Origin of the sequence: Marinimicrobium sp., from assembly GCF_002695945.1 — a bacterium.
GTDB lineage: Bacteria > Pseudomonadota > Gammaproteobacteria > Pseudomonadales > Cellvibrionaceae > Marinimicrobium > Marinimicrobium koreense.
On record NZ_NZQP01000013.1, the window covers coordinates 1 to 17,546 of the forward strand.

13 protein-coding genes are annotated in these 17,546 nt (G+C 58.8%); 3 read left to right on the top strand and 10 right to left on the bottom strand.

Translation table 11 applies throughout. From position 1 onward, the window contains the following. The first annotated feature begins 287 nt into the window (after positions 1 to 287). Positions 288 to 506, top strand: a complete 219-nt coding sequence (gene infA / locus CMG77_RS01875; protein WP_024460472.1) for a translation initiation factor IF-1 — start codon at positions 288 to 290, stop codon at positions 504 to 506. Positions 507 to 619: 113 nt separating this feature from the next. On the opposite strand, the gene clpA is transcribed toward infA, so the two are convergent. Continuing rightward, on the bottom strand, positions 620 to 2,893 hold the full coding sequence (gene clpA / locus CMG77_RS01880; RefSeq protein ID WP_286903516.1) for an ATP-dependent Clp protease ATP-binding subunit ClpA: 2,274 nt from the start codon (positions 2,891 to 2,893) through the stop codon (positions 620 to 622). A 23-nt stretch (positions 2,894 to 2,916) separates the two neighbouring features. Then, positions 2,917 to 3,303 carry an ATP-dependent Clp protease adapter ClpS gene (clpS, locus tag CMG77_RS01885; RefSeq protein WP_502691728.1) on the bottom strand — a complete coding sequence of 129 codons (387 nt, stop codon included), beginning with the start codon at positions 3,301 to 3,303 and terminating at the stop codon, positions 2,917 to 2,919. A gap of 275 nt (positions 3,304 to 3,578) precedes the next feature. On the opposite strand from clpS, the gene cspD reads away from it, so the two are divergent. Next, positions 3,579 to 3,884: a cold shock domain-containing protein CspD gene (gene cspD / locus CMG77_RS01890; RefSeq protein ID WP_024460475.1), complete on the top strand. Its 306-nt coding sequence runs from the start codon at positions 3,579 to 3,581 to the stop codon at positions 3,882 to 3,884. A gap of 118 nt (positions 3,885 to 4,002) precedes the next feature. Here cspD and CMG77_RS01895 read toward each other — a convergent pair whose 3' ends face one another. Then, positions 4,003 to 6,234, bottom strand: a complete 2,232-nt coding sequence (locus CMG77_RS01895) for an NADP-dependent isocitrate dehydrogenase (protein ID WP_286903518.1) — start codon at positions 6,232 to 6,234, stop codon at positions 4,003 to 4,005. A gap of 98 nt (positions 6,235 to 6,332) precedes the next feature. Between CMG77_RS01895 and CMG77_RS01900 the strand changes: the two genes are divergently transcribed. After that, on the top strand, positions 6,333 to 6,914 hold the full coding sequence (locus tag CMG77_RS01900; protein ID WP_036159882.1) for a pseudouridine synthase: 582 nt from the start codon (positions 6,333 to 6,335) through the stop codon (positions 6,912 to 6,914). 230 nt (positions 6,915 to 7,144) lie between these two features. On the opposite strand, the gene sucD is transcribed toward CMG77_RS01900, so the two are convergent. The 7 genes from sucD to sdhA form a co-directional block, all read right to left on the bottom strand. Further along, positions 7,145 to 8,017, bottom strand: a complete 873-nt coding sequence (gene sucD / locus CMG77_RS01905; RefSeq protein WP_024460477.1) for a succinate--CoA ligase subunit alpha — start codon at positions 8,015 to 8,017, stop codon at positions 7,145 to 7,147. A 122-nt stretch (positions 8,018 to 8,139) separates the two neighbouring features. Beyond that, entirely contained in the window at positions 8,140 to 9,303 is a 1,164-nt protein-coding gene (sucC, locus tag CMG77_RS01910) for an ADP-forming succinate--CoA ligase subunit beta (RefSeq protein WP_123637610.1), read from the bottom strand. 138 nt (positions 9,304 to 9,441) lie between these two features. After that, positions 9,442 to 10,881 carry a dihydrolipoyl dehydrogenase gene (gene lpdA / locus CMG77_RS01915; RefSeq protein ID WP_024460479.1) on the bottom strand — a complete coding sequence of 480 codons (1,440 nt, stop codon included), beginning with the start codon at positions 10,879 to 10,881 and terminating at the stop codon, positions 9,442 to 9,444. Between the two features lie 112 nt (positions 10,882 to 10,993). Next, entirely contained in the window at positions 10,994 to 12,250 is a 1,257-nt protein-coding gene (gene odhB, locus CMG77_RS01920; RefSeq protein WP_286903519.1) for a 2-oxoglutarate dehydrogenase complex dihydrolipoyllysine-residue succinyltransferase, read from the bottom strand. Between the two features lie 52 nt (positions 12,251 to 12,302). After that, complete coding sequence (locus tag CMG77_RS01925; RefSeq protein WP_123637613.1) at positions 12,303 to 15,137, bottom strand: 2-oxoglutarate dehydrogenase E1 component; 2,835 nt, start codon at positions 15,135 to 15,137, stop codon at positions 12,303 to 12,305. A gap of 225 nt (positions 15,138 to 15,362) precedes the next feature. Then, positions 15,363 to 16,067 (bottom strand): succinate dehydrogenase iron-sulfur subunit, encoded by a 705-nt coding sequence (locus CMG77_RS01930; protein ID WP_024460482.1) that lies wholly within the window; start codon positions 16,065 to 16,067, stop codon positions 15,363 to 15,365. A 12-nt stretch (positions 16,068 to 16,079) separates the two neighbouring features. Then, on the bottom strand, positions 16,080 to 17,546 hold a 1,467-nt coding region (gene sdhA / locus CMG77_RS01935; protein ID WP_286903520.1), incomplete at its 5' end, for a succinate dehydrogenase flavoprotein subunit.

The window sequence follows — 17,546 nt, forward strand, 5'->3', positions numbered from 1 at the left end:
GTTTGGAACCCCGCCGTGAACCCGTCCATGGGGGCTTCTCATCGGCATCCATGCCTCAGAGAGTTTCCAAACGGTACTCCCCTCGCTGGGCCGGACGTGATGCATCGAAATAGCTAATAAACCAACTCAAACCACCTTTTATCCTGCCAGCACTTGGCCTTTCGGCTCATTTCAGGCACAATTCACGCCTATTTTTGGCCCTGCGGGGCAATCATTCAGACTTACCCTGTGCACGATGTCTGAAGTTCGACGACAATGCACTCACAGAAAGCTGAGGAAACGGCCGAATGGCGAAAGAAGACAATATTGAATTTGAAGGTGAAGTAGTCGACACCCTGCCCAATACCACTTTCCGCGTAAAGCTGGAAAACGGGCACGTGGTGACCGCGCACATCTCCGGCAAGATGCGTAAAAACTATATCCGCATCCTCACCGGCGACAAGGTCAAGGTCGAAATGACCCCCTACGACCTCACCAAAGGTCGCATCACCTACCGCTCCCGCTAAGCACCCCTTCGGCGCCCTGCCCGCCCGGCGCCGGACAGCCTGGTTACCGACAAAAAACCCGCGCCTCCTGACGGTGGCGCGGGTTTCGTTATGCCTGTGGAAAAGTGAGTCGGTCAGGCCTTGCCATCTACCCTGATCGCCAGCTCATCCTTGTCCGGATCCACGCCCACATACACAGAGCCGCCATTTTCGGCCAGTTCTCCGAAAAGCACCGCTTCCGCCAGGGGCTTCTTGACCTTCTCCTGGATCAGACGAGCCATGGGTCGGGCGCCCATTTTTTCATCATAACCGTGCTCGGCCAGCCACTGACGAGCCTCGTCGGTCACCTCGAGGGTGACCTTCTTGTCGTCCAACTGGGACTGCAGTTCCACCAGGAACTTGTCCACCACGGTCTTGATGACGTCCATACTCAGGGCGCCGAACTGCACGACCGCATCCAGCCGGTTGCGGAACTCGGGGGTAAAGGACTTTTTGATCGCCTCTTTACCATCGGTGGTGTGATCCTGATGGGTGAAGCCGATGGACGGCCGACTCATGTCCTCCGCGCCCGCATTGGTGGTCATCACCAGGATGACGTTGCGGAAGTCCGCCTTGCGGCCGTTGTTGTCGGTCAGGGTCCCGTGATCCATTACCTGCAACAGCAGATTGAACACCTCGGGGTGCGCCTTCTCGATCTCATCGAGCAACACCACACTGTGGGGATGCTTGGTTACCGCATCGGTGAGCAGGCCACCCTGATCAAACCCGACATAGCCCGGAGGCGCACCGATCAGACGGGACACCGTGTGCCGCTCCATGTACTCGGACATATCGAAACGGATCAACTCCACACCCAGGCACTTGGCCAACTGCCGGGTCACCTCGGTCTTACCGACACCGGTGGGACCGGCGAACAGGAAGGAACCGATGGGTTTCTCAGCGGAGCCCAGGCCGGCGCGCGACAGCTTGATCGCGGTCGACAGGGTGTCGATGGCCTCGTCCTGTCCGAAGACGGTCATCTTCAGGTTGTCATCCAGCTTGCGCAATTGCTCCTTGTCCGAAGAGGACACGCTCTTCGGGGGAATGCGCGCAATCTTGGCAACCACCGCCTCGATATCGGACACACCGACGGTTTTCTTGCGCTTGCTCGGCGGCTGCAACTGCTGGTAGGCCCCGGCCTCGTCAATCACGTCGATCGCCTTGTCGGGCAGGAAGCGTTCATTGATGTAACGCTCGGACAGCTCCGCCGCCGTGCGCAGTGCCGGGTCGGTGTAGCGAAGNCCATGGTGCTTCTCAAAGCGGCTCTTGAGCCCTTTCAGGATCTGATAGGTNTCGTCCACCGTGGGTTCTTTGACGTCCACCTTCTGGAAGCGCCGGGACAGGGCCCGGTCCTTCTCAAACACGCCCCGGTATTCCTGATAGGTAGTGGACCCCATGCAGCGCAATTCGCCGGAGGACAGCAGAGGCTTGAGCAGGTTGGAGGCGTCCATGACACCGCCGGAGGCCGCCCCCGCACCGATGATGGTATGAATTTCGTCGATGAACAGAATCGCNTTCTTCTGCTTTTTCAGCTCACCGAGCAGCCCTTTGAAGCGCTTTTCAAAGTCACCACGGTATTTGGTGCCTGCGAGCAGCGCTCCCATATCCAGGGAATAGACCACGCTGTCCGCCAGCGCTTCGGGCACATTGCCGTCCACCACGCGCTTCGCCAGCCCTTCGGCAATGGCGGTTTTACCCACCCCGGACTCGCCCACCAGCAGCGGGTTGTTCTTGCGCCGACGGGAGAGAATCTGGCTGACCCGCTCCACCTCGTACTCGCGCCCCACCAGGGGATCAATACGCCCCTGCATGGCCTGCTCGTTCAGGTTGGCCGCAAAACTCTCCAGCGGGCTCTGGCTGGGCGACTCACCGCCGATGGCATCATCGTCGTGCTGCTCCTGGGCGGAGTCGTTGCCGTGATCGGACTGNCCGGCCACCTTATGNATGCCGTGGGTGATGTAGTTGACCACATCAATGCGGGCAATACTCTGCTGCTTCAGGTAGTAGACCGCCTGACTTTCCTGCTCACTGAAGATGGCCACCAGCACATTGGCCCCGGTCACCTCCTGCTTTCCCGAGGACTGAACGTGGAATACCGCGCGCTGCAGTACCCGTTGGAAGCCCAGTGTCGGTTGGGTTTCCCGCTCGGTGTCGTCTTCCGGAATCAGAGGCGTGGTGGAGTCGACAAATTCGATCAACTCCTTGCGCAACTGGCCCAGGTCCGCACCGCAGGCACGCAGGACATTCGCCGCCGATTCATTGTCGATCAACGCCAGCAACAGGTGCTCAACGGTCATGAATTCATGCCGCTTTGAGCGCGCGCCCTTGAACGCCAGGTTCAGGGTAATTTCGAGATCTTTACTTAGCATCGCTGATAACCTCTACTGCAGAGTCACCGGTCGTCGTCTTCCACTGCTTCGATTTCNCACAACAGCGGATGTTCATTGTCCTTGGCAAATTGATTGACCTGGGCCGCCTTGGTCTCGGCAATATCCCGAGTATAGACACCACATACGGCTTTACCTTGGGTATGTACTTTGATCATGACCTGGGTTGCCTTCTCCCGGTTCATGGAAAAAAAGATTTCCAGCGTCTCCACCACAAAATCCATGGGTGTGTAGTCATCGTTGAACATGACNACCTTGTACATTGGCGGGCGGCGCAGNTTGGGCTTGTCCTCCTGCACCGCCACATTGCCGTCCCCTTCGGCCGCATCCGGCTCTTTGGCCAGCATNGGCTCTTTACTTAAGGTTAGATGATAGATCGCCATTTTTCCCATCAGTACCGAAAAAGGTTGCGTAAAAATGTGTAATCCAGCCGGGCTGCCCGACCGGGATATACGCTTCATTGTACCGGAACGATGCCCCGGTCACCTACCACCTTCCCNGGCCGCACACTTGACACGGGAAGGAAACTTCGCTAAAACGAGTGACGTTGGTCAAAAAAGCAACAAAGTGACGGGCTAGTTAANCACTTTGAGCAATAAACCAACACACTCTAATAACGATTAACGATGAGGNCTGTGTGCCTCTCCGCAACAGAAGGATACCCCCCATGCCTACAGGTACCGTCAAGTGGTTCAATAACGCCAAAGGCTATGGCTTTATCCTGCCGGACGAAGGTGGCGAAGATCTGTTCGCGCACTATTCGGCCATCCAGATGGAGGGTTATAAAACCCTTAAGGCGGGTCAACTGGTCGCGTTCGATATCACCAAAGGTGATAAAGGCTACCACGCCACCAACATCATTTCTTCCGATGCCCATCAGGCCGACGAGCGCGCCGCCGCCAACAATGGCGCCGGAGAGCGACGGGACTTCGATTCCGCCCCCGGCAAGCCGGCCGCCGTCACGACTCACTGACCGAGTCGCCACGCACCGATCCTGATCCGATCTGAAACAAAAACCCCCGGCGCCCTGATGGACCCCGGGGGTTTTTCGCACCATCAAGCACCCTTCCCTGTGCTGTATATGGCNTCGATCAGGCGTTTTTCAAGGCATCCAGCGCGGCATTGAGCGTTGCGCTCGGGCGCATGACGTCAGACACCTTGCGGGTGACCGGACGGTAGTAGCCACCGATGTCCACCGGCTTGCCCTGCACGCCGTTCAGNTCGGCCACGATCTTGTCTTCCTCGGCCCTCAGGGTTTTCGCCAGCTCGGTGAAACGCTGCTTGAGCTCNGCATCGTCAGACTGAGCCGCCAGTGCTTCTGCCCAGTACAGNGCCAGGTAGAAGTGNCTGCCCCGGTTGTCCAGCTCGCCGGTTTTGCGCGAGGGTGACTTGTTGTTTTCCAGGAAGTCCGCATTGGCCTTGTCCAGNGCATCGGCCAGCACCTTCGCCTTGGCATTGCCGGTGACCTTGCCGAAGTGACGCAGTGATTCCACCATCGCCAGGAATTCACCCAGGGANTCCCAACGCAGGTGNTTCTCCTCCAGCANCTGCTGAACATGCTTGGGGGCCGAGCCGCCNGCACCGGTCTCAAACAGGCCGCCGCCATTCATCAGCGGCACAATGGAGAGCATCTTCGCACTGGTGCCCANCTCCATGATCGGGAACAGNTCNGTCAGGTANTCGCGCAGCACGTTACCGGTCACGGAAATGGTGTCCTTGCCCTGACGGATNCGCTCCAGGGAGAAGGTCATNGCATCCACCGGCGCCATGATGTGAATTTCCAGGCCNCTGGTGTCGTGCTCTTTCAGGTACTGCTCCACTTTCTTGGTGACCTGGGCGTCGTGAGCNCGCTTGGAGTCCAGCCAGAACACGGCCGGGGCGCCACTNTCGCGAGCNCGGTTGACCGCCAGCTTGACCCAGTCGCGGATCGGCGCATCTTTGACCTGGCACATGCGGAAGATATCNCCCGCNTCGACGCTCTGCTCGATCAGCACCTGGCCGCTGGCATCCACCACCTGAACCTTGCCGCTGGCCGGCACTTCAAAGGTCTTGTCGTGTGAACCGTACTCTTCGGCCTTCTGGGCCATCAGNCCAACGTTGGACACGCTGCCCATGGTGGTCGGATCGAAAGCGCCATTGGNTTTACAGTCGTCAATCACAGCCTGGTAAATGGTGGCGTAGCAGCGATCCGGGATCACGGCCTTGGCATCGTGGCGAGCATTGTCCGCGCCCCACATCTTGCCGGAATCACGGATCATGGCGGGCATGGAGGCATCGATGATCACATCGCTGGGNACNTGCAGGTTGGTGATGCCTTTATCGGAGTTGACCATGGCCAGNCGGGGGCGTTCGTTGTACACCGCNTCCACATCGGCAATGATGGCCTTGCGCTGATCTTCCGGCAGTTGCTCAACACAGGAGTAGAGATCGCCNATACCGTTGTTGGCATCAAAGCCGACCGACTTCAGGGCCGCCTCNTGTTTNTTCAGNGCGTCGGCNTAGAACACTTCCACGGTATGACCAAACAGAATCGGGTCGGAGACCTTCATCATGGTCGCCTTCAGNTGCAGCGAAAAGAGCACGTCTTTGGCTTTGGCATCGTTGATCTCGGCTTCCAGGAAGTCCCGCAACGCCTGCTTGCTCATGACCGCCGCGTCAATGATCTCGCCGTCGAGCAGCGCGGTTTTCTCTTTCAGGATCTGAGTGTCGCCCGCATCGGTGACCAGCTGAATTTTTACGTCGGTGGCTTTCTCCACCAGCACGGACTGCTCGCTGCCGTAAAAATCGCCGTGGGACATGTGAGACACGTGAGACTTGGAGTCGGCGGACCAGGCACCCATNTTGTGCGGGTTCTTGCGCGCATACTGCTTGACCGAGGCCGGAGCNCGACGNTCGGAGTTGCCTTCGCGCAGGACCGGGTTAACGGCACTGCCTTTCACCTTGTCGTATTTGGCTTTGACCGCTTTCTCTTCATCGGTCTTGGGCTCATCCGGGTAGTCCGGCAGGTCGTAGCCCTGCTTCTGCAGCTCTTTGATGGCCGCCTTCAACTGGGGAATGGACGCACTGATATTGGGCAGTTTGACGATGTTGGCTTCCGGCGTTTTGGCCAGCTCGCCCAGCTCAGCCAGATCATCGGCGATGCGCTGTTCTTCGCTCAGACGCTCGGGAAACTGGGAGATGATCCGTCCGGACAGGGAGATGTCACGGGTCTCAATCGCGACGCCGCAGGGTTCGGCAAAGGCGCGAACGATGGGCAGCAGAGAGTAGGTCGCCAGCGCGGGCGCCTCGTCAGTTTCCGTGTAGATGATTTTGGATTCGGTCATGATAAGCTGTCACTCCATCTTGTCTGGGGGTGTGCCGGTGTTTTGATCGCGCGCATTATACCAGTAATGACCACGCCCGGCATGAAACGAGGTTATCTGTGGCACGTCTGTTGTTGTTCAATAAGCCCTATGGGGTACTCACCCAGTTCACCGATGCCCAGGGCCGGGACACTCTGGCCCGTTACATTGATGTCCCCGGTGTCTACCCGGCCGGCCGCTTGGACCGCGACTCCGAGGGCCTGCTGTTGCTCACCGATGATGGCCAGGTACAGCACCAGATCGCCCACCCGCTGCACAAGCTGCCCAAGGTGTATTGGGTGCAGGTGGAGGGCGCGCCCGACAAGTCGGCTCTGCAGGCGTTGCGTGAGGGTGTCACGCTCAACGACGGCCGGACTCGCCCGGCCAAGGTAAAAGTGATTCCCGAACCGCCCCTCTGGCCCCGGAACCCGCCGGTGCGGGAGCGCAAATCCGTTCCCACCACCTGGCTGGAGCTGACCATCACCGAGGGCCGTAACCGTCAGGTCCGCCGGATGACGGCGGCAGTCGGCCACCCCACCCTGCGCCTGGTCCGCGCCCGGATCGGCACCTGGTCCCTGGATCAGTTGCAACCCGGCCAGTACCGGACGGAAAAACTTCATCTGCCCAAAGCGCCGGCCAAGCCTTCATTGCGTAAGCGTTGAGTTGCTGCTCTCGGCGGAACCTTACCAAGCACTTCGCATTGTGGCGCTGCGGGGTATACCGTTTGGAGACTCTCTGAGGCATGGATGCCGATGAGAAGCCTACAGGGATGTATTCACGGCGGGTCTCCACATGGTATTCCTCCCCAACGCCGGACTAAAACGTCGCTCAAGAAATAAGACAACAGACACAAAAAAGGCGGCTCGCAGGCCGCCTTTTTTGACTGAAAGACTTACCAACCAGTGGCTTCTTTCAGAGCCTGGCCGATGTCCGCCAGGCTGCGTACGGTTTTCACACCGGCGTCTTCCAGAGCGGCGAACTTCTCGTCAGCCGTACCCTTACCGCCGGCAATGATCGCACCCGCGTGGCCCATGCGCTTACCCTTCGGTGCCGTGACACCCGCGATGTAAGACACCACCGGCTTGGTGACGTTGGCCTTGATGAACGCGGCGGCTTCTTCTTCCGCGCTACCACCAATCTCACCAATCATCACAATGGCTTCGGTCTTCGGATCGTTCTGGAACATCTCCAGAATATCGATGAAGTTGGAGCCCGGGATTGGGTCACCACCAATGCCGACGCAGGTGGACTGACCGTAACCGAAGTCGGTGGTCTGCTTGACCGCTTCATAGGTCAGGGTACCGGAGCGGGATACGATGCCCACCTTGCCCGGCTTGTGAATGTGGCCCGGCATGATGCCGATCTTGCACTCACCCGGCGTGATCACACCCGGGCAGTTGGGGCCGATCAGGCGCACGCCCAGCTCATCGCACTTCACTTTACAGTCCAGCATATCCAGAGTCGGAATGCCTTCGGTAATGCACACGATCAGCTTGATACCGGCGTTGGCCGCTTCCAGGATCGAGTCCTTACAGAAGGGAGCCGGTACGTAGATGACGGACGCTTCGGCGCCGGTTTCGGCCACGGCTTCCGCCACGGTGTTGAACACCGGCAGGCCCAGGTGAGTCTGACCACCCTTGCCTGGGGTGACACCGCCGACCATCTTGGTGCCGTAGGCAATTGCCTGCTCAGAGTGGAAGGTACCTTGGGCACCGGTGAAACCCTGGCAGATCACTTTGGTATCTTTATTGATCAAAACGCTCATTGTTGAGTCCTCAAATTCTGTGTTGCTGCGGAGTGTAAAACCGTCCCTGGTGTCTGGGTCCGGCCCGGCCGTCCTGGCCGGTCGCTAAGGGCGCTGCGGAAACATTCAGTTTCCGGTCGCCCTTAGCCCTCCGCGGCTTTAACCACTTGCTGAGCAGCGTCAGTCAAGCTGGTCGCGGCGATGATGTTCAGACCGCTGTCCGCCAGTACTTTGGCGCCCAGCTCGGCGTTATTACCTTCCAGGCGCACAACCACCGGCACCTTCACGCCCACCTCTTCCACGGCGCCAATCACGCCTTCGGCGATCAGGTCACAGCGAACGATACCGCCGAAGATGTTGATCAGAACAGCCTTGACGTTTTCGTCAGACAGAATGATTTTGAACGCTTCCACAACGCGCTCTTTAGTGGCACCGCCACCGACGTCCAGGAAGTTCGCCGGCGCACCACCGTGCAGCTTGACGATGTCCATGGTGCCCATGGCCAGACCAGCGCCGTTTACCATGCAGCCGATGTTGCCATCGAGTGCCACGTAGTTCAGTTCCCACTTGGCGGCGTGCGCTTCACGGGCGTCTTCCTGGGACGGATCGTGCATTTCGTGCAGGTCGTCGTGACGGTACAGGGCGTTGCCGTCGATCGCCACTTTGGCGTCCAGGCAGTGCAGGTCACCGGCCGGAGTGATCACCAGCGGGTTGATCTCGATCAGTGCCACGTCTTTTTCTTTGAACAGCTTGGCCAAGCCCAGGAAAATCTGTACGAACTGCTTGATCTGCTTACCTTCCAGACCCAGTTTGAAGGCCAGGTCGCGGCCCTGATACGGCTGAGCACCAACCAGCGGATCGATGGTGGCCTTGAGGATTTTTTCCGGCGTTTCCTCAGCCACTTTTTCGATTTCCACACCGCCTTCGGTAGACGCCATGAATACGATGCGGCGAGTGGAGCGATCGACGACCGCACCCAGATACAGCTCTTTATCGATGTCGGTGCAGGTTTCAACCAGAATGCGGCTGACCGGCTGACCGTTTTCGTCAGTCTGGTAGGTCACCAGGTTTTTGCCCAACCACTGTTTGGCAAACGCCTCGATTTCCGCCTTTGACTTGACCAGCTTGACGCCACCGGCCTTACCGCGGCCACCGGCGTGAACCTGGGCCTTGACGACGAACTCGGTACCACCGATGGTGTCCGCTGCCGCTACCGCTTCAGCGGGAGTCTGGGCGGCGACACCCTTGGAGACGGGCAGTCCGTACTGAGCGAACAGTTGCTTACCCTGATATTCATGCAAATTCATGGTGCAGTTCCACATTGTCTGTTGCCGGACCGAGGTCTCTTACGGCATTTCCGGCAAGAATGACCAATTAGCAGACCGCGCCTTGGCGGCCTGCCCCCTGGGTTGAGTTCTCTAACTCAGTGTCATTTCTCGTTATTATTAGCGCTTCTTCTTATTGGCGACATGGATCGCATGACCATGAACCGCCAAGGCTGCTTCATGCACAGCTTCAGACAGAGTCGGGTGGCCAAAGACCATCAGACCCAGATCTTCCGCACTGCTGCCGAATTCCATTGCAATCGCCACCTGCTGGACCAGGTCGGCCGCACTCGGTCCCACAATGTGAGCGCCAAGAATGCGATCGGTGTCCGCATGGGCAATGATTTTGACCAGACCGCCGGTTTCATTGGCCGCCATGGCACGGCCGCTGGCCGCAAACGGGAAAGTACCGACGTTGTAGGGCTCCCCATCGGCCTTGATCTGCTCTTCGGTGCGGCCGACGGAAGCCACTTCCGGATGGGTGTAGATCACATTCGGAACCACATCGTAGTTCATCACGGTTTTCTGACCGGCAATACGCTCGGCAACCATCACGCCCTCTTCAGAACCTTTGTGCGCGAGCATGGGGCCGCGCACCACATCACCAATGGCCCAGACACCGGGGGCGCCCGTCGCACACAGGTCGTTGACGTAAATAAAACCGCGCTCGTCCAGGTTCACACCGCTGTCTTCCGCCAGCAGGCCTTCGGTGTACGGACGACGCCCGACACAGACGATCAGCTTGTCAAAGGTCTCTTTCTGCTCTTTACCGTCTTTATCGGTAAAGGTCACGGTCACTTCCTTACCCTTGACTTCGGAGCCGGTCACCCGGCAGCTCAGGCGAATATCCAGGCCCTGCTTGGTGAGGATTTTCTGGGTTTCTTTGGCAATCTGCTGATCCATGATGGACAGGAATTTGTCCATGGCTTCAAGCACCACCACATCGGAGCCCAGACGGTTCCAGACACTGCCCAGTTCCAGACCGATCACACCCGCGCCGATCACGCCCAGACGCTTGGGTACCGCATCAAACTCGAGCGCACCGGTGGAGTCGACGATCACGTCGTTATCAATTTTGGCGACCGGGATATCGATGGGCTTGGAGCCCGACGCCAGAATGACGTTATCCGCCTCGAGGGTTTTGGTTTTACCGTCGTGACCAGTCACTTCCACCTTGCGGTTGGCGAGCAGTTTGCCCGTGCCGAAAACGGAGGTGACGCCATTGGCCTTGAACAAGGCCGAGATACCGCCGGTCAGCTGTTTGACGATGTTGTCTTTGCGCTGAATCATTGAGGGCACATCAATCTCGATGCCCTTGGTCGAAATACCGTGTACTTTGAAGTCGTCTTTGGCTTCGTGGTACTTGTAGGAGCTATCCAGCAGCGCCTTGGACGGGATACAGCCCACATTCAGGCAGGTGCCACCATTGACGCCCTTACCTTCACTGTTCTGCCATTTTTCAACACACGCCGTTTTCAGACCCAGCTGCGCCGCGCGAATCGCCGCAACGTATCCGGCCGGACCGGAACCAATGACTACCACATCAAATTTATCAGACATATTTCATTTCCCAGGTTTACAAGGCTGCCTGGCCCTNGCTTCATCGGGCCAAACACCATNATTCGGTCAGTGAGCTATANCAAAGCGGGCAGTAACCNGCCCGCTTTGTTCATCAGATTTCCAGAAGGATGCGCGCCGGATCTTCCAGCAGGTCCTTGATNGTGACCAGGAACTGAACGGCTTCTTTNCCATCCAGCAGACGGTGGTCGTAGGANAGCGCCAGGTACATCATCGGCAGNATTTTCACCTCGCCATTGACCGCCATCGGGCGCTCCTGAATCTTGTGCATGCCCAGAATGGCGGATTGCGGAAGATTCANAATCGGAGTGGACAACANNGAACCGAAGACCCCACCGTTGGTGATGGTGAANGTACCGCCGGTCATTTCCTCAATACCCAGCTTGCCATCACGGGCNCGCAGACCGTANTCGCGAATGGTGCTTTCGATATCCGCCAGNCCCATGCTCTCAGCGTTGCGCAATACCGGCACGACCAGGCCNTTGTCGGTAGAAACCGCCACACCGATNTCCTGATAGCCGTGGTAGACAACATCATTGTTGTCGATAGANGCGTTNACGGCGGGGAAGCGACGCAGCGCTTCGGCGGCGGCNTTCACNAAGAAGCCCATAAAGCCCAGACGGGTACCGTCGTGCGACTTTTCGAACTGATCTTTGTACTTGGCCCGCAGCTCCATGATCGGCCCCATGTTCACCTCGTTGAAGGTGGTCAACATGGCGGTGGTGTTGGANGCCTCGAGCAGACGCTCGGCAATGCGCTTGCGCAGACGGGTCATCGGCACNCGCTTNTCGGCACGATCGCCGGCGGGTGCTTCGACTTCAGCCGCTTTGGCCGGAGCGCTGCTGGGTGCACTGGCGGCTTTGCTGCCACCGGATTTGAGGAAGTTGGCCACATCCTCTTTNGTGACCCGACCGTCTTTCCCGGTACCTGGAACGCTGTTGGGGTCAATGTTGTTTTCATCGGCCATTTTGCGCGCAGCGGGGCTGAGCAGTTTTTCACCGTCATCGCTGGTGGCCGGCTGTTCGCCGCTGTCTGCGGGCTTGCTCTCGGACTTCTCTTCCGATTTCTTCTCGTCGGCGCTGTCGCCTTTGTCGTCACTCTTCGAGCCGGCCGCGCCTTCTTCAAACTTGGCAATGACTTCATTGCTCAGGACGGTATCGCCCTCTTCTTTCAGGATTTCAGACAGGCTGCCATCTGCCGGTGCCACCACTTCCAGCACCACTTTGTCGGTTTCAATATCGACAATCAATTCGTCGCGGGAAACAGCCTCACCGGGCTTTTTATGCCAGGTGGCGATGCTCCCGTCCTGAACAGATTCGGGGAAAGTCGGGGCTTTGATCTCAATAGTCATTCTTTGTCCTTAGCAATCGCTGTGGATTCTTTGTCGAACACAGGCTCCGGCGTCAAACGCTCAGAGCCTCATTGATGAAACGCTTCTGCTCTTCCAGATGCACGGAGGCATAACCCGCGGCCGGTGCCGCTGATGGGTCGCGCCCCACATAGCTGAGATAGAGGTCCGGGTTGTGATCATTCACCACACGCCGCATGTGGTGCTGGCTGCTGTACCAGGCGCCCTGGTTCATGGGCTCTTCCTGACACCAGACGATATCCTTCAGATTTTTGAAAGGCGCCAGCGCCTCTTTCAATTCTTCTTCCGGGAAGGGGTAGAGCTGCTCCAGACGGACCAGAGCCACGTCATCCTGTTCACGTTCCATGCGCTCTTCCAGCAGGTGGTAGTACACCTTGCCGGAACAGAGCACCACCCGCTTGGCTTTCGCCGGGTCAACCTGCTCATCGGTGATCACATTGTGGAAGTGACCGTTGGCCAGATCTTCCAGGCTGGAGGTCGCCAGCTTGTGACGCAGAATCCATTTCGGACTCATGACCACCAGTGGGCGACGCATCGGGCGGATCACCTGACGGCGCAGCATGTGAAACACCTGAGCCGGGGTGGTCGGAATACAGACCTGAATGTTGTGCTCGGCACACAGCTGCATAAAGCGCTCCAGACGCGCGGAGGAGTGCTCCGGGCCCTGCCCTTCGTAGCCGTGTGGCAACAGCATGGTCAAGCCACACAAGCGACCCCACTTGTGCTCACCACTGGTGATGAACTGGTCGATGACCACCTGCGCGCCGTTGGCGAAATCGCCAAATTGGGCTTCCCAGATGATCAGGCCGTTCGGGGTAGTGGTGGCATAGCCATACTCGAACGCCAGCACCGCCTCTTCGGACAGGAAGGAGTCATAAAGATCCAGCGCTGGCTGATCCTCTTTGAGGTGACGCAGCGGGATATAGGTGGAACCGTCTTTCTGACTGTGCACTACTGCGTGACGGTGTGAGAAGGTGCCTCGCCCGACATCCTGACCGGTCAGGCGGACGCCGTAGCCCTGATCCAGCAGCGTTGCGTAGGCGAGCGTTTCCGCCATGCCCCAGTTGATGGGCAGAGCGCCACCGGCCATCTTGCGACGGTCGTCGTAAATCTTGCCGACCTGCTTTTGCACCACCACGCCGTCGGGAATCTCGCACATCTTGTGACCGAGTTCCTGCAGACGTTTCAGGTCGAAGCTGGTATCGCCCGGCGTATTCCAGTCGTGGCCGATGTAGGGCGTCCAGTCGACAAACAGCGAGCGGTCCGGCTCACTGACCAGGCCGTTGGCCACACTTTCACCGCGGTCCAGGGCGGCGCGGTAGTTGTTCATCATTTCGTCAACTTTTTCCGCGGTCACCACGCCAGCTTCCACCAGTTTGTCGGCGTAGAGCGCACGGGTGGTTTTTTGCTTGCGGATCAGTTGATACATCAAAGGCTGGGTCGCCGAGGGATCATCAGCCTCATTGTGGCCGCGACGACGGTAACAGACCAGATCGATCACCACGTCTTTCTTGAACTCATAGCGATAGTCCGCCGCCAACTGGGCCGCAAACAGCACCGCGTCCGGATCGTCACCATTGACGTGGAAAATCGGCGCTTCCACCATCTTGGCCACGTCGGTGCAGTACTCGGTGGAGCGCATGTCTTCGCGCTTGCTGGTGGTAAAGCCCACCTGGTTGTTGATCACCAGGTGTACGGTACCGCCGGTGGCATAGGCTCGAGTCTGGGACATCTGGAAGGTTTCCATGACCACGCCCTGACCGGCGAAGGCCGCGTCCCCGTGCACCACGATGGGCAGCACCTTGGCGCCGATCGGGTCTTCACGGCGATCCTGGCGGGCCCGTACCGACCCTTCAACCACCGGAGAGACGATCTCCAGGTGCGACGGGTTGAAGGCCATGGCCATGTGCAGTTCGCCGCCCGGGGTCATGATATTGGAGGAGAAACCCTGGTGGTATTTCACATCGCCTGAGGTGTCCACCAGACGCTTGGTGCCTTCGAACTCGCCAAACAGTTCTGACGGGCTCTTACCGAAGATGTTGACCAGCGTGTTCAGACGGCCACGGTGAGCCATACCCAGCACGATTTCTTTTGCGCCGTAACCGCCCGCGCGGTTGACGATCGCATCCACCAGCGGAATAAAGCTCTCGCCCCCCTCCAGACCAAAACGCTTGGTCCCGGGGTATTTGCTATCAAGGTGCCGCTCCAGCCCTTCGGCCGCCACCAGACGGTCCAACACGGCCAGGCGCTGCTCATCGCTGAAGTCCGGCTTGGAACGCACACTCTCCAGGCGCTGCTGAAGCCACTGCTTCTCCGCCAGGTTGGTGATATGCATGATTTCCGGACCGACGTGCCCGCAGTAGGTCTGCTCCAGAGCATCGACAATGTCCTTGAGCGGCGCCTCTTCCCGGCCGATGAACAGGTTGCCGGTGTTGAAAACCGTGTCCAGATCCGCTTCTGTCAGACCATGAAATCCCAGCTCCAGGTCAGGAACTCGTTCACGATCCATCAGGCTGAGGGGGTCGAGTTGGGCTTTCTGGTGGCCGCGGAAGCGGTAGGAGCTGATCAGCTGAAGAACTTTGACCTGCTTGCGCTCGTGCTCGAGGCTGACGGAGCCCGCCGCCGTGGCCGACGCGGTCGCTGAGCGGGTTTTGGCGAGACGCTGGAACTGCTCGCGGATTACGGAGTGCGGAACGTCTTGGGTGACTACCCCGTTGACCCGGGGCAATTGCTCAAAGTAATTGCGCCACTCATCGGGAACCGCATTGGGATCGTGTAGATATGTGTCGTAGAGCGCTTCGACGTAGGCGGCATTCCCTCCGGAGATATGGGACGTGCGCCAAAATTGCTCCATGATGCTGTCTTGCATTACACCCACCTTGTCATGGGGTTCGCCAACCACCGGTTCACCGGGATGGCTGGCGGCCGGATCGGGTGTTACCCGATACTCCCCCTGCTAGTCTCTAGCCGTTAGCTACCATAACGCACTCCGCTTGTGGCAGAACGCGCCGCTCAAATACTCAGGCACACCCTTGAGGGTGTGCCGAACAGCCGGGCTCTCGGCCCGACCCATGTTGCTCACATCTGAGTGTGATCAGGTCGCACTTTGCAGCAGCATGGTGCGAATATGACCGATCGCCCGGGTCGGGTTCAACCCTTTGGGGCACACGGACACACAGTTCTGAATGCCGTGACAGCGGAAGACGCTGAAGGGGTCATCCAGGTTCGACAAGCGTTTCTCTGTGGCCAGGTCGCGGCTGTCCGCCAGGAAGCGGTAGGCCTGGAGCAGACCGGCCGGACCAATGAACTTGTCCGGATTCCACCAGAACGACGGGCAGCTGGTTGAGCAGCAGGCGCACAGGATACACTCGTACAGACCGTCCAGCTTGGCACGATCTTCGGGAGATTGTAACCGCTCGATTGCCGGAGCGGGGGTATCATTTTGCAAATAGGGCTCGATTTTCTTGTACTGATCGTAGAACTGGGTCATATCGATGACCAGATCACGAATCACCGGAAGTCCAGGCAGTGGCCGAACCACCAACTTGTTGTTCTTTACCGCCTGAGACAGCGGCGTGATACAGGCCAGCCCATTAACGCCGTTGATATTCATGCCATCCGAGCCACAAACCCCCTCGCGGCAGGAGCGACGGTAAGCCAGGGATTCGTCCTGTTCCTTGAGCATACCCAGCACGTCGAGCACCATCAGGTCCTTACCCTGAGTGTCCACTTCGTAGGACTTCATGTAAGGCGCTTTGTCGGTCTCGGGGTTGTAGCGATAGACTTCAACTTTCAACATAACTCGTACCCCTTAATAAACACGTGCTTTCGGTTCGAACGCGTCCATGGTGCGCGGGGCAAAGTTCACGCCGCGCTTACCCACCCGCTTGTCGACCGGATAGTACATGGAGTGGCACAGCCAGTTCTTGTCGTCGCGCTCCTGGAAGTCCTCGCGGGCATGGGCGCCGCGAGACTCGGTGCGCTCATTGGCCGCGATGGCAGTGGCCTCGGCCACTTCCAGCAGGTTCTGCAACTCCAGAGCTTCAATCCGGGCCGTATTGAACGCATCGCTCTTGTCGTCGATAGACACGTTTTCAATGCGCTCGCGCAGGGCGGCCAGCTTTTTGATGCCCTCGGCCATGAAGTCACCCTTGCGGAATACGCCAAAGTGGTTTTGCATCACTTCCTGCAGCTCTTTGCGCAGTACCGCACTGCTCTCCCCACCGGTCGAGCTGTTCAGGCGATTCAGTCGGGCCAGCGACGCTTCGATATCGCTCTCGCGCGGCGCCTGCTGCTCTGCGCCTTCACGCAGCACTTTCTCGATGTGCTTGCCGGCCGCCCGGCCGAACACCACCAGGTCCAGCAGCGAGTTGCCGCCCAGGCGGTTGGCACCGTGCACCGATACGCAGGCCGCTTCGCCGCAGGCGAACAGACCTTCGATCGGAACGTCCTTGCCATCCGCGTCCACGGTCAGGGCCTGGCCGTTCACGTTGGTCGGAATACCACCCATCATATAGTGGCAGGTGGGCACCACCGGGATCGGCTCTTTGACCGGATCCACGTGGGCAAAAGTACGGGACAGTTCACAGATGCCGGGCAGGCGGCTTTCCAGCACCTCCTCACCCAGGTGATCGAGCTTGAGCAGTACGTGATCGCCATTGGGGCCACAACCGCGGCCCTCCAGAATCTCCATGACCATGGAGCGCGCCACCACGTCGCGGCCCGCCAGATCTTTGGCGTTGGGCGCGTAACGCTCCATAAAGCGCTCACCGTCCTTATTGATGAGATAGCCGCCCTCACCGCGGCAACCTTCGGTCACCAGGGTGCCCGCACCGTGAATGCCGGTGGGGTGGAACTGCCACATTTCCATATCCTGGACCGGGAAGCCCGCGCGCAGCGCCATACCGATACCGTCGCCGGTGTTGATGTGCGCGTTGGTGGTGGAGGCGTAAATACGACCGGCACCGCCCGTCGCCAGCACTGTGGCCTTGGAGCGGACAAACACCGTCTCGCCGTCTTCAATGTTGATGGCAATTACGCCCACAACAGCGTTATCGGCGTTCTTCACCAGATCCACGGCATACCATTCGTTCATGAACACCGTGTTGCTCTTGATATTACCCTGGTACAGGGTGTGCAGCAGCGCATGACCCGTGCGGTCCGCCGCCGCGCAGGTGCGCGCCGCCTGGCCGCCGCGGCCAAAATCCTTGGATTGACCACCAAACGGACGCTGATAAATGCGCCCCTCTTCGGTACGGGAGAATGGCAGCCCCATGTG